At 63.8% G+C, this 12,723-nt stretch carries 12 protein-coding genes; 6 read left to right on the top strand and 6 right to left on the bottom strand.

The annotated features are described in order from the left end of the window. Positions 1-416 (bottom strand): TetR/AcrR family transcriptional regulator (locus QOH60_RS08275; protein ID WP_526419001.1); only part of this gene is annotated, 416 nt, incomplete at its 3' end. Between the two features lie 151 nt (positions 417-567). On the opposite strand from QOH60_RS08275, the gene QOH60_RS08270 reads away from it, so the two are divergent. The 3 genes from QOH60_RS08270 to QOH60_RS08260 all read left to right on the top strand — a co-directional run bounded on the left by QOH60_RS08270 (position 568) and on the right by QOH60_RS08260 (position 6,294). After that, positions 568-1,731: an Rv3169 family protein gene (locus tag QOH60_RS08270; RefSeq protein WP_526418998.1), complete on the top strand. Its 1,164-nt coding sequence runs from the start codon at positions 568-570 to the stop codon at positions 1,729-1,731. 208 nt (positions 1,732-1,939) lie between these two features. Beyond that, positions 1,940-2,098, top strand: coding sequence for a hypothetical protein (locus QOH60_RS08265; RefSeq protein WP_526418996.1), 159 nt, complete (start codon positions 1,940-1,942; stop codon positions 2,096-2,098). A 995-nt stretch (positions 2,099-3,093) separates the two neighbouring features. Then, the gene (locus QOH60_RS08260; RefSeq protein ID WP_526418994.1) at positions 3,094-6,294 is read left to right on the top strand and encodes a cadherin-like domain-containing protein; all 3,201 of its coding nucleotides are present in this window, start codon (positions 3,094-3,096) and stop codon (positions 6,292-6,294) included. 9 nt (positions 6,295-6,303) lie between these two features. On the opposite strand, the gene QOH60_RS08255 is transcribed toward QOH60_RS08260, so the two are convergent. From QOH60_RS08255 to QOH60_RS08235, 5 genes are read right to left on the bottom strand one after another with little or no spacing between them, the layout of a single operon-like run. Further along, positions 6,304-6,888 carry a VOC family protein gene (locus QOH60_RS08255; RefSeq protein ID WP_526418992.1) on the bottom strand — a complete coding sequence of 195 codons (585 nt, stop codon included), beginning with the start codon at positions 6,886-6,888 and terminating at the stop codon, positions 6,304-6,306. After that, a complete protein-coding gene (locus QOH60_RS08250; protein WP_526418990.1) occupies positions 6,875-7,765 on the bottom strand; it encodes an acyl-CoA thioesterase in 891 nt (296 codons plus the stop codon). The genes QOH60_RS08255 and QOH60_RS08250 overlap by 14 nt, the downstream gene beginning before the upstream one ends. 2 nt (positions 7,766-7,767) lie before the next feature. Next, positions 7,768-8,961 (bottom strand): DUF1214 domain-containing protein, encoded by a 1,194-nt coding sequence (locus QOH60_RS08245; RefSeq protein ID WP_526418988.1) that lies wholly within the window; start codon positions 8,959-8,961, stop codon positions 7,768-7,770. A 27-nt stretch (positions 8,962-8,988) separates the two neighbouring features. Next, positions 8,989-10,143 (bottom strand): sulfotransferase, encoded by a 1,155-nt coding sequence (locus QOH60_RS08240; RefSeq protein WP_526418986.1) that lies wholly within the window; start codon positions 10,141-10,143, stop codon positions 8,989-8,991. Next, positions 10,133-11,062 carry an NAD-dependent epimerase/dehydratase family protein gene (locus QOH60_RS08235; protein ID WP_526418984.1) on the bottom strand — a complete coding sequence of 310 codons (930 nt, stop codon included), beginning with the start codon at positions 11,060-11,062 and terminating at the stop codon, positions 10,133-10,135. The genes QOH60_RS08240 and QOH60_RS08235 overlap by 11 nt, the downstream gene beginning before the upstream one ends. 78 nt (positions 11,063-11,140) lie before the next feature. Between QOH60_RS08235 and QOH60_RS08230 the strand changes: the two genes are divergently transcribed. From QOH60_RS08230 to QOH60_RS08220, 3 genes are all read left to right on the top strand, one after another. Then, the gene (locus tag QOH60_RS08230) at positions 11,141-11,842 is read left to right on the top strand and encodes a sensor domain-containing protein (protein WP_526418982.1); all 702 of its coding nucleotides are present in this window, start codon (positions 11,141-11,143) and stop codon (positions 11,840-11,842) included. Continuing rightward, positions 11,835-12,221 (top strand): DUF2237 family protein, encoded by a 387-nt coding sequence (locus QOH60_RS08225; RefSeq protein WP_526418980.1) that lies wholly within the window; start codon positions 11,835-11,837, stop codon positions 12,219-12,221. Before QOH60_RS08230 ends, QOH60_RS08225 begins: the two co-directional genes overlap by 8 nt. Positions 12,222-12,230: 9 nt before the next feature. Beyond that, positions 12,231-12,723, top strand: a 493-nt coding sequence (locus QOH60_RS08220) for a glycosyltransferase (protein ID WP_526418978.1), incomplete at its 3' end; no start/stop codon positions are given.

Below are 12,723 nucleotides of genomic sequence, written 5' to 3'. Positions count from 1 at the left end.
CTGTTCTCGCCCGAGATGATGCGAGCCACCCGGTCGCGCATGACCGGCAGCGAGCGTTTCATCTGGTGCAGCACATGGTCTGGTTCGGTGTCAGCCAGGGAGCCAAGCGAATACGTGCTCTGAAAATCCACGATGAATCGAAGTGCAGCATCGAGCCGGTCCGGCCCGGTCAGTCCGGCCATGGCAGCGGCGATGCCCGCGTCGAAGTTGTCCTGCTCGTAGAGGCCAAATGCCTCCAGGAGCCCGTCTTTGGAGCCGAAGTACCGGTACAGAGTCGGGCGCGATACCCCGGCTTCGGCCGCGACGTCGGAGAGCTGCAACCGTCGCCGCCCGTCGCGTGCGAGCACGACGAAAGTGGCCGCGAGGATGCGCCGCCGCAACGATGGTTCCGCCTCGGCGACCGATCGGGGAGCCATCATCGAGTCCTTTACATACATAGGGTCAAATGTCACACTACCGCTATCGTCCGTCGCGGTGTTCAGATCGCGGTGTGAGACACCGATGCCCGTCAATGCTAAAGCTCGCGAGGCATCGAGAGGTGGTTCCGTCGGCAGAGAGGTGACCGCAGTGCTGAACACGAACTACGGCTCGTTGGTGCCTGAAGACGAACTGCTCACCCATCAGATCGTCGACACGTTCGCAACCGTCAGCCAATCGGATCCCTCATGGACCGAGAAGATCTGGACGATCGCCCATGCTCGCGACAACTCCCTGCAAGTGGTGCTCGGGATCGGCAAATACACCAACCGTGGTGTCTTCGACGGAGCGGCCGGCGTGTGCCGAGGAACCGAGCAATGGACCGTGCGCGCCGGCAGGCGGCTCTCGTCAGATCCTGCGGGAACCCACGTCGGGCCGGTTCACTACCGCGTCGTCGAACCGCTGCGCGAGATCCGCGTGATGCTCGACGCGACGGAACATGCCCCAATCGCGTTCGATGTCGCGCTGCGCGGCAGCTTCGATGCGTCTCTGGAAGACCCGTGGCCCGATCGCAGCCCCGACGGATACCGCGTGAGCCACAACGTGTTGCGTTACCACCAGATCGGTGTCGCATCCGGCTGGGTCGAGGTGGAGGGCGTCCGTACAGAAATCGACGCAGACAAGTGGATTTCGATCCGGGATCACTCGTGGGGCCTGCGGCCCGGCGTCGGGAAGCCGATCCCGGGCTTGCCGCGGGGCGGTCGGAGGATCAAGCAGATGCTGATGACGTGGCTGCCGATGACTCTCACTCGAGCGGACGGGTCGGCCTACTCACTGTTCGTCTTCTATCAAGAGGAAAGAGGCGACGGATACATCGACATCCGCTGTCAGGCAGAGCAGCAAAGTACCGACGGCACCTCCGAGCGCTTCGTGTCCGTCGAGCAGGACCTGCACTTCAACGACGACAACCGCCGGTTTACCCACGGAACCATCACGCTCGTCGATGCACACGGAGCGAAGCGTCCGCTCACCATCACCGCGGCCGGCCCCACCGGCTTTCACCTGGGCACCGCCGGCTACTACGGCTGGAATGACTGGGTCTACGGCCAATGGGTCGGCGAGTTGAAGGTGGAAGGAAACTACGTCGCGAACTGCGACGATCCGAAGAATGCACGTGAATTGCACCAACTGCGCGACCTGCTTGTGCACGTGGAGGACCCGCTGGGCGGAGGGTCGGGGCTAGGCAATGCCGAAACGTTCGCGATGGGTGCGTTTCCCGATCGCGGTCTGACCGCCGAGAACTCGTTCCTGTAAACACCTCGGCGCACCCGCGTAAGCTCGTCGGAACAGCGTGCACGGCAGGCGGTTGATACTGTAACAGGTTGTCTTGCAAGCAATTTCGATGTCTACACGTATCAGGCAGCCGTGATGGGCACGGCGTCGGCTTGTCGCGAGTTGGGGCCCGGCGGGACCGGCCTGGCCGTCCGGCGATGAAATAAAGTTTCCGCGTATTGCTGTTGTCATGATCAATTTCGACCATCTTTGGATTGCCTTCCTGATCGCGAAACATGATGCGATAAAAAGCTCGTTTTCCTATCTGGGCGTTTCTACGCAAACAGCCGGAGCCATTCATCTGCGCATTCACTTGTGTTTGCGTGGTGCAGCCGAGCAAGCTTTCTAGGGTGTTCTGGGGAACACTCCCAATCCCTCCATCCGCGACGAGCACATACGGCGACGCCCCAGCCGCGCAGGGGCCGATCTCGGGCCTCGATGGCCTGATTTCGCGGCGTGGCGCGCTCAGGCAAATTGACATTCATGTAATAATGATGGTCGCGGCCATCGGACTAGCAAACGTCTGCGCCAGGTAAGCAGGATAAATGCGTCGTCAGCTTACATAAATACTGTCGGCAATCATCTTTGTTGAGCGTGAGTAGCAAACTTCCCCTGTTTAAGTGCGAAATCCCGGAAAACGAGCATGTTTTCGCGCTTACGGCACGATTATCAGCACCTTCGCAGGAGTTAATTTTCTTTTGAATTTGCTTCCGCAAAGCGCAAAGAAAACACACAATGGCATTTGCGCTCGAAAGTCACTGGAGCCAATCAGCTCCATTTTGTTAAGAGTCTGGAGTGAACATGAAGCAGACCGCTCACCAATTATTGGAGACAGTTCGGGTATTCCTACGACGCCCCACAAGCGGCTTCATCGGCCTTCGACGGCAGCTGATTCCGGCTGCGGTTCCAGACAGCGCGACAACGCAGCCCATACCTCCCGCGAGGTCGGTGCACACCCCTTGCGATCCACCACGCGGGCGGCCTGAGAAGGCGATGGTGCTGGGCGGCGCACGGTATGTCGGCCGCGTCGGTGCGCTGGCGGTTGCGTTGGGCGTCGGGGCGGCGGTCGCGGGAGCTCCAGGAACCGCGTTAGCTGCACCCGGTCCGGCATCCTCACAAACTGATTCGTCGGGCCGCCATGCGGCACCCCCCTCCCGGGAATCCAGATCCCCGCGGAAACAGCAGGACTCGGCAACGACTGGCTCGGCGCAACCGTCCGCTACGACGGCAACTGGGAAGAGCGCCCGGAATTCCAAGCCTCCGGCCGAGAAGAGTTCGAAGACCACAACCGATGCCTCCCCTGCAAAGGACGCGGCGGATAACGACCCCAGCGCCGGGACTGTCGTGAGTTCCGGAGGTCCCAAGGCCGGCTCGCCTCGGTCGCGCAGTCTTCCGGTCAGCGACTTGTCGGCCAACAAGCCGGCCACCAAGGTGGGCAGCACGCCACCGGTGACGTCGAAGCCACCGACGAGCTCTGTACTCAATTCACCGCCTCCGGCGCTGGCTCGCGTGACGTCGCGAATCGTGACGCGCGCCCTGAAGGTCACCCCCGCGACGCCGCGGACGCGAGGAGCGATCGATCCAGCGTCGGGGACCGGCCCTGAGGCGCAACGTGTGCCCGCGCGACTGGCTGCTGCCAGTTCGTTGTCGGAGTCAGCGCCGACTGTCAGCGGTCCAGTGAGCCCGTCGACCGTGGTGGCCAGTGTGGTGTCACGGGCGTTCGACTTGGTGCGCACAATTGCCAACCCGGCACCCGAGGCACCGGTGGATTCGCCGGCGTTGTGGACGGTGTTGGCTTGGGCGCGCCGTCAATTCGGTCAGGTTCGAGCAGATCAGACTCCCGTATCGACCTTGGACGCCCAGGTAACTGACCAGAGTGTGCAGGACCTGACGGCCGAAGGGGCGCAACCCTTTACGGCGTTCGCCGCCGTGGCCGCCGTCAACAGTGCGCCGACGGCGGCACCGTCGCAGGTGCTGCCCAACCAGACGACGGGCGTGGTGACGGGCTCGATCAACGGTACAGACGTCGACGGAAACACGTTGAGTTATAAGGTTTCTACGGCACCGTCTAGTGGGACGGTATCAGTGAATGCCTCGACCGGGGCGTTCACCTACACGCCCAGTCAGGCGGCGCGGCTGGCCGCAGGCGTGACGGCTGCGGGCGATGTCGACCAGTTCAGCGTGTCCGTCAGCGACGGGCAGGTCACTACACCGGTGACCGTGGCTGTACCTGTGTTGCCTTCGCAACTGTCAACTCCCCAGACAACGCGGGTCGGGTCCAACCCGATGGGAGTCGTTGCGTCGGCGTCCAAGATCTATGTGGCCAATTCGGCGAGCAATACGGTGTCCGTGATCGATAGAACCAGTGGCGCGGTGACCACGATCAACGTGGTGAGCACGCCGACGGCAATCGCGCTGAGTTCCGACGGCAGCCGCGCATACGTTGCCGGCAACGGTGCGGTATCGGTGATCAACACCACCTCCAACGCAGTCGTGAGCCAGGTGGCCACACAAGGCGGCCAGTCCTTCGGGCTGGCGGTCTCACCCAACGGTCAGCGGGTGTACGTGACCAACACCTGGAACAACACGGTGTCCGTGATCGACACGTCGAAGGCCACACCGGCACTGGTGGCGACAGTTCAGGTCGGAAGCACGCCCGGCGGGATCACCGTCTCACCGGACGGCACCAAGGTGTACGTGGCCAACTTCGGCGCCAACACGGTATCGGTGATCAATACCGCTACCAACAGTGTCGTCGGTAAGCCGATCGCGGTGGGCGCCAACCCGTATGGGCTGGCGGTCTCCCCAGACGGAAGCCGGGTCTACGTGGGCAATTTCAGCAGCAACAGCGTGTCTGTCATCGACGCCGCGGCTGCCACTCCAGCGACGATTTCCACGATCGGGGTCGGCGCTCTGCCGTTTGGTATCGCCCTGAGTCCGGATGGCACCGTGTTGTATGTCGCCAACGGCGCTGACACGGTGTCGGTCATCAACACCAAGACGGGCGCCGTGACGAGCACGGTGACTGTGGACAGCGCTCCCGAATACAGCTGGCACGGTATAGCCATCAGCCCAGACGGGCGCCAGATCTATGTATCGGATATGTCGGATGCCGCGGTGCGGGCCCTGACGGTTAACCGGGGCAACACCGCACCGGTCGCCGGCACACCGACGGTCGGAGCGCCCGACGCGAGTACCGGAATCGTGAAGGGCACGTTGAATTTCACTGACCCCGACGGCGACGCGCTGTCGTACAGTGTTCCGACGCAGCCCGCCGGCGGTACCGTCGTGGTCAATTCAAACGGTGCTTTCACCTATACCCCCACGTCGACCGCCCTTGCCGCGGCGGCGATTCAAGGACCGACGTCGTTGACGTTCAGTGTCAACGCCAGCGACGGCCAGGCGACCAAGTCGGTTTCTGTGACCGTGCCGATCTCGGGCTCGGCGGGCACTCCTGCGTCACCGCCGCCGGTGAGCAATCCGCCGACGACCCCACCGGTGAGCAATCCGCCGACGACACCGCCGGTGAGCATTCCTTCGGGAGACGCCACTGCATATCTGCAGGCCAAGTTCGACGCGCTGAAGCCGGGGGACACCCTGACCCTGTCCCCAGGGGTCTATCAGCACTCAGGTGTGTTGCAGATCCGGGTTTCCGGCGTGACGATCAACGGAAATGGCGCAACCCTTCAGGCGACGAACGACGCCACATCCGCGGTGCAGATCCTGGCCGACAACGTGACGGTGTCGAACCTCACGCTCACCGCGCCACTCACTGGCCCTCGCTACGACAGCCTCGCCCAACACAAGCTGGTCATCGAAGGCAACGGCAACACAATCAATGACGTAACGATCAACGGCTCGGCCGCCGCGGGCGTCTTTGTCTACGGGGCAAGCAATTTCACTCTCAACCGGGTCATCGTCATGAACACACGCGCTGACGGCATTCACATGACCCACGGCGCGAACAACGGGCACGTCAACTACGCGGTTACCCAAAACACCGGAGACGACGGCATATCCGTCATCTCCTACTCCGGCGAGCCGATCGACCACGACATCGTCATCACCTCACCCACGGTGATCGGAACCACCTGGGGCCGTGGCCTTTCGGTTGTCGGCGGACAGAACATTTCGTACACGAACATCAACGTGTCGGGGACCGACGCCGCCGGTGTCTATATCGCGTCCGAAGGCAGCCCTTGGAACACGCTGTCGACGAACAACGTGACGATCACGGGAGGCACCGTGACGGGAGCCAACACGAGCAAAACCACCCAACAAGGTGCCGTGCTGATTTACAACGGCAACGCCAACCAGAGCGTGACCAACGTGACGATCTCCGGCCTGACGATCTCGGGCACGCCGTCCTCGGCCTACCGCAACGTCGGAATCGTCTTGGGTGCAGGGAAGATAAGCAACATCGCATTCAACAACATCGTTGTGACGAACACGACGGCCGTTCCGTTCGCTACGTCGTCAAATGTCACCCGAAGCATGTACACAACGTCGGGATGGACGCTGAACGGCAGGTCGATTGCTGTGTGACCCTGCGCGTCAAGGCGTTCGGTAGCCCTCGCGTGTCAGGATGCGGATCGGGTCGGTGCCGTCCCATTCGGCGCAGGTCTGCGAGATCCGTGCCAGGTTGACCAGAAAGCTCGGTTTCTCCTCGGCGACTTCGGTGAAGAAGCCGAAGTCGGCGGTCGTGTCGAAGAACGCGACGCGCTGGCCCGGCGAGGTGAACTCACACGCCAATTCGTAACCGAGACTCTCGTAGTGAGCCTTCTTGGCGTCGTAATCCCGCGTCATGGTGCAGACCTGGTGGAAGCCGAACCCATTGCCGCCATGAAGACCTCGCAGGTCGTCGAACACGCTCGGGCCGTCGGTGAAGTTCTGGATCAGTTCGACCTGCACGGGCCCGGCCTGTGCGACGCCGATGCGCATGTCCACGTTGGCGTCGCCGCCCCGGTAGCGGCAGGCGTTGCTCACACGCGGCATGATGTGGAACGGTCCGACCTCGAACACCTCCACCCAGCGCCGCGCGGCACCCACGAGATCGTCGACCACGAAGCCGAGCTGAAACATCCGGTATTCGCCTTCGGGCCAAGCCTGTTGGAACAGGGGGTGCTCACGACCTGACACGGACCAGCACCTCCTGTGTGACATTCGCGACGAGATGGCCGTCGCGAGTGTGGATCGCGCCGCGCACCAGCCCGCGATCCCCGGAGACCGCGATCAACTCCTGTGTGTAGCGGTGCCACTCGTCGAAGCGGATAGGGCGGTGCAGCCAGATTGCGTGATCGACACTGAAGCTGGTGGCCGACGCGACGGTGACGTCGACCGGATGTGAGCGCAGTGCCATGTCGAGGAGAAGGTAGTCGCTCGCATAGGCGAGCAGCACACTGTGCAGCCGGGGATCGTCGCCGACGTCGCGGGGCAGTCGCATCCAGTGCGTGCGGGGCCCGGGGGCGCGAGGGCCGCCGAAGAAACGGGTCGGTTCGCCGATGCGGATCTCCAACGGGGGCGGTCTGTCGATCCACATCTGTGCGCGCTCTCGCAGGCCCGGTGGCGCGTCGTCGACCCAGTCTTGCAGAAGGGGCCACTCGCCCGGATCAGGCACTAGCGCAACGGGTTCGGCGAATTCGGGTTCCGTGGGGTTGTCGTGGAAGGACACCATGGCGATCAGCAGGGTTTCGTCACCTTGGCCAACGGTGACGCGGCGAGCCGCCATCGAGCGGCCGTCACGCACCTGGTCCACCTCCACGTCGAGGGGACGATCGGGCAGACCGGATTTCACGAAGTACGCGTGCACCGAGTGCGGCGGCTTGTCGCTGACGGTGACAGACGCGGCCTGCATGGCCTGGGCGATCATCTGTCCGCCGAATACCCGCCCGAATCGGTCGGGCTCGTTGTGAGCGCGAAAACGGCTGTCGCCCTGTGCTTCCAGGTCTAGTGCGCGTAGCAGTCCGTCGAGCGCGGCGAGCACGGCAGTGTTCAGTGCACCCTGTGTCCCGGCCATCGTCACCAGATTCGCCGCAGCTGAGCGCCTTCGCGGCGGATGCGCAGAGACTCTTTGCGTTCGTCGGGCGTGAGAGTCGGGGTGTCGGCCGGTAGGTGGTCGCGGATGTCGGCGAACGGCACTTTGGTGAGAATGGGATCGGGGTAGTCGGTGGCGTGATTCCAGCGCATCTGGATGATGCCCCACGGATAGTCGCCTTTGTCGAGCCAGTTCGGCACGCCCGGGTCGAGCCGCGAAATCACCGCACGGAACTTGCCGTCGCTGTCGATGTGGGCCTGAACATCGTTGAGGCTGGATTGCCGGTTGACCCAGTCGACCGTGCAGAAGCGGTCGTCACCCACGAGGGCCTGCCAGTAGCGGCACTGGCGCGGCAGTACCGTTTCGATGATCAATGCCTCGGTGTCGTCGATCTCGTGGATGCCGTCGTAGTAGGCCTGCTTGGGCAGTCCACCCATCTCGTCGATCTTGCCCGACCTCAACAACGTGTTGACGCCGTGGTGTTCGCGGTAGTAGCGGATCAGGCCCATGTCGAACTCGATGGTTCCCTCGATCCACGCGGCCAGATCGGAGAACCGCCGCGCGATCTCCTCGGGTGTCATGTCGGCACCGTCAGGGTCGCCCAGACGCTCGATGGCCACGCGCGCGTCGACCTCGCGGTTCCAGTCACATGAGCAGCGGCGCATGAGGATTCGCACGGTCCGGTCGTGCAGTTGCCACCAGTCGCCCGAATAGCCAGCTGGGCATTCGGCGGACATGACGACGCTGAAGTAGCCGTCCTCATCGATGGTCAGTTCGTCGAGGTCGTTGGTGAAGGCATACGGCGGCGTGCTGCCGTCCATCGCCTTCGGGCTGAGCATGTCGATGGCCTGCTGGGTGAGTTCGACGAATCGCGTCGTGCCGCGGTATCCCGAGATCCGGTACACACCTTTCGGATCGACCTCCACCGTCGAGTAGACGTAGTCGGGGCTGGGACCACCCTGGTTGAACGCGTAGTTCCACAGCGGCATGAAGACGGGCCGGTGGATGTCGGTGTAGACCCGGCACAGATAGCCGCTCGCCAGGATCGACAACGCGAGCCTGTTCATGTCCTGGCTCTCGGCCTCGCTGGCGCCGTCGGGACGCCACTTGCCGATCAGTTTCTCTCCGACCTTCTCCAACGCCTTCATCTGGTCGGCCCAACTCGGCAGCGCTGTCATGTATGTCCCTTTTCGTGTTGTACCGGTTCACGTTTCGACGGTGACGCCGAAGCGCTCGATGTAGAAGTCGTAGTCTCGACGTATCCGAGCGGCATCGAGGCCGAACTCTACGGCGGTGTAGCGGTGCACGCCGTGCGCGCCTTGCCGATTGCGGTGTTGCCAGTCGCTGATCGCTCGTAACACGTTGTCCTGCAACGGGAGGTCCAGAAATTCGTACACGCGCTGCAGTTCGCCGAATGGATCGGCGACGAGGTCGACATGATGGACGTCGCTGAAGCGATCCTCGCCGAGCCTGTCCCGTGCGGCGATGGTGTTGTGCATGCCGTCACACAGATGCCCGCTCACCTCGCGGCCGAGCCGGCGCATGTCGCGCTCGCCGTCGGGCGGCGGGAAAAACATGTTCACGGTGCTGACGTAGGACGGCACGACTTTGGCCGGGTCGCGGTGCGTCATGACGAACCGGGCATCGGGATACGCGTCGACGATCGCTTCTAGGTGGAACATGTGGTGCGGTGCCTTGAACAGCCACAGGTCTGGAGGGCGTTGTGACTGAAGGAGTTTGACGACACGTCGGTGGTAGCGATAGGTGGGCCAGAGGTTGGCGTGACGCCACCACGCGTGGTAGCTGTAGACCGGCAGCGTGTATCCCTGGCCGTGGAAGGCCATCCCGAGCAACTCGGTGTCCTCCATGGTCGCGTCGAGGTCGTATAGGTGCAGTGCCTTTGCTTCGGCCGGAAGCTGCTCGTTGAACTCCGCAGCTGCGATCCGCCGCGGATCGTCGGTCTCGCTGTCTGTGATCGGTGGCGGGCACGGCTTGGTCTGTTCCCATCCACGCAGACAACGGAATTGGGGGTCGAGCGACATCATGTTGGCGAGTGCTGTGGTGCCGGTGCGGGGCAGCCCGTTAATGTCGACGGGCCCGGCCACGCCGAGCTGCTCGATCTCGGGATGACTGCGGTACCAGGCCTCGACCTCCAGCCGGTTGACCAGCCTCCGCCGGAAATCGTCGATCACCCGAGAATCGGCAGCGGGGTCCAGGTCGCCGTCGCGCTCCAGGCTGTCGAGCAGGACGTCGAGCCCGTCGCGGAAATCGCCCGGGCCGAAATCGTCAAGTCCGCTCTGCTGCTTCGCCGCGTCCATCAGCTCATCGCTGGTGGGATATCGCCGCGGTCTACCCGACATCAACTCTGCGCACCAGGTCGGGGTAGAGCTGTTCGGCGACGCGCCGGATGCCGTCGCGCCAGTGGACTCGGGAGGGCCCTGTGATCGCCGCGCGCTTGGTGTGGTCGGCGACTGAGCCGACGGACGCGCCGGGAACCGGTTCGACGACCACGCTCGCGTCCATGCCGAACAGTTCGCCGATGTACGACGACCACTGCTGAACGCTCACCGCCTCGTCGCCACCCCAATTGACGATCGTCGCGGGCACGCTCGCCACTCCGAGCAGCGGCTCCACCTGTGCGCTGATGTCGTCATCGTGAATTGGGCTGTACGGCATGGGATTCCACCGGGTGCGGATCGGCTCACCCGCTGCGATCGCGTGCATGTGCCAGACCGGCATGCCGCCCCGTTCGCCGTATGCGGCGCACATCCGTGCGATTATCGTCGGCAGCCCGAATGAGCGCGCGCAGTACCGAGCGACCGCCTCCTGTGCGATCTTGGCGATCGAATACGGCGCCTGCTGTGGCACCATCGCATCGCCCGGCGGATCGTCCTCCCGGAAGGCGTGCCACGGATCCGGGTGTGGTTTGTAGATCGTGACAGTTGACATCACCAGTGCCGCCTTGGCCCTGCGGCAATGCGCGAGGATGAACCCGGTGCCCTCGGCGTTCACGGTCAGCGACCGTTCGTAGTCGGAGGAGCTGAAATCAGCCGCGACGTGCAGGAGGTAGGTGAAATCGGTTGGTAGATCACCGAACTGCCCGTCGGCGAGGTCGCAGGTCCGGGTAGTGACGCCGATCGACTCGACCTTCTCGCGGGTGGCGGCGTCACTGAACCGAGCGATACCCCACACCTCGTTGTCGGCGACCAGCGACTGGGCGAGCCCGTACGCGATCCGCCCCGCAGGGCCGGTGATCAGTACTTTTTCGTCGCTGAGCATGGTCGATCTCCACTATGCACTGCTCACCGCGCTAGGCTGACCCGACCCGCGCGCCGCGCGGTTTCGCGAGGAGTACACATGCCACGGCCCCTAACGCTCGCCCTTGCCGGGCTGTGCGTCCTGGCGGCCGGCTGCGGGTCAAGCGGCGACCACGACAGTCACACTTCGGGCGCGCCGACCGGGCCGCCCCTGGTCGTCGAGCCTGCGCTGCCGGGACTGTTGCTCAGCCCCGCTGAGATCGACACCGCCGTGGGAGCCACCGATCTGGCGGTGACTGGAGACGCGAAGGACATGAGCGACAGCGGCGCTTCGGTGTCGCGGCAGGAGTGCCTGGCGATCTTCAGCCCCGGCCAGGCGAGGGCCTACGTGAACAGCGGGTGGTCGGCCTTTCGCAGTCAACAGCTTTCCGATCCACAGCGATCACGGTGGGTGGACCAGAGCGTCGTGCTGTTCCCCACCGCCGAACAGGCTGCCGTGTTCTTCACCGCGTCGTCGACGAACTGGCGGAAGTGCGACGGAAGCTTCGCCAACATCCTCTCCGGTGGTCGTGAGACGTACGACGTGGGGCCGATCGCTGAGACGAACGGTGTCCTGTCGACCACGATCCGGGCCCATCTCGAGGTATACGACAACCCCTCGGCGGGACACGACGCGACCAATCAGCGGGTCCTGAGGGTCCGCAACAATGTGGCCATCGACGTCGGGGCGGGAGGCGCTCCGGATGAGCCGGGCGCCGCCAAAGTCGCCGAGCAGATCGCGGCAAAAGTCCCCAATGGCTGACCGAAACGTCCTCGGCGGTCAGTTGCAGCCGTGCGGCACCGACCCGATGACCGGCTTCTACCGTGACGGATGCTGCTCGACGGGGCCCGAGGACGTCGGCTTGCACACCATCTGCTCTGTAGTGACCGCTGAGTTCCTCGAGCATCAGCGCTCCATCGGCAACGACCTCACGACGCCGATGCCCCACTACCGGTTTCCGGGACTCGTGCCTGGTGACCGGTGGTGTGTCACCGCCGTGAACTGGCTTCGGGCCTATCAGGATGCATGTGCCGCGCCCGTGGTGCTCGCGTCCACTCATGAATCCGCGCTCGACGTGGTGCCATTAGAGGCACTGCGCGAGCATGCTGTAGATGTGCCCGACGACCTCGGCGACCTGTGACGGTGGTGGATGAACGTTCTGCAGGTGCTGACGCTTGTGACACCCGACGGGGCCTACGGCGGCCCCGCGCGGGTCGCGTTCAACCAGGCCGCTGAGATTCGGGCGCAAGGCCACTCGGTGACGATCACGGGTGCGGGCCGCGGCTACAGCCACTCTCCGGATTTGTTGTACGGGACCCCGGTGCGGCTGTTCAAAGGCACGCAACTGGTGCCGCTGACGGGGCATGCGGGCATTGCGGCACCGTCGGCCCTGTACTGGATGTTCAAGAATCGCCGCAGCATCGACGTGGTGCATGTGCACCTCGGCAGGGATCTGGTCTCGATGCCGGCCGCGTTCCTGGCGCTGCTCATGCGCAAGCGCCTGATAGTCCAAACTCACGGCATGATCGTGAGGTCGCGGCATCCGGTCGCGCCTGTGCTCGATCTGCTCCTGACCCGCCCGATCCTGCGCCGGGCAGACGTCGTGCTCTATCTGACGGACAAGGAGCGCGACGACCTGCTGG

Origin of the sequence: Mycobacterium sp. (genome assembly GCF_032159765.1) — a bacterium.
In the GTDB taxonomy this organism is placed as follows: domain Bacteria; phylum Actinomycetota; class Actinomycetes; order Mycobacteriales; family Mycobacteriaceae; genus Mycobacterium.
This window is presented reverse-complemented; position numbering and strand designations above follow the sequence as displayed.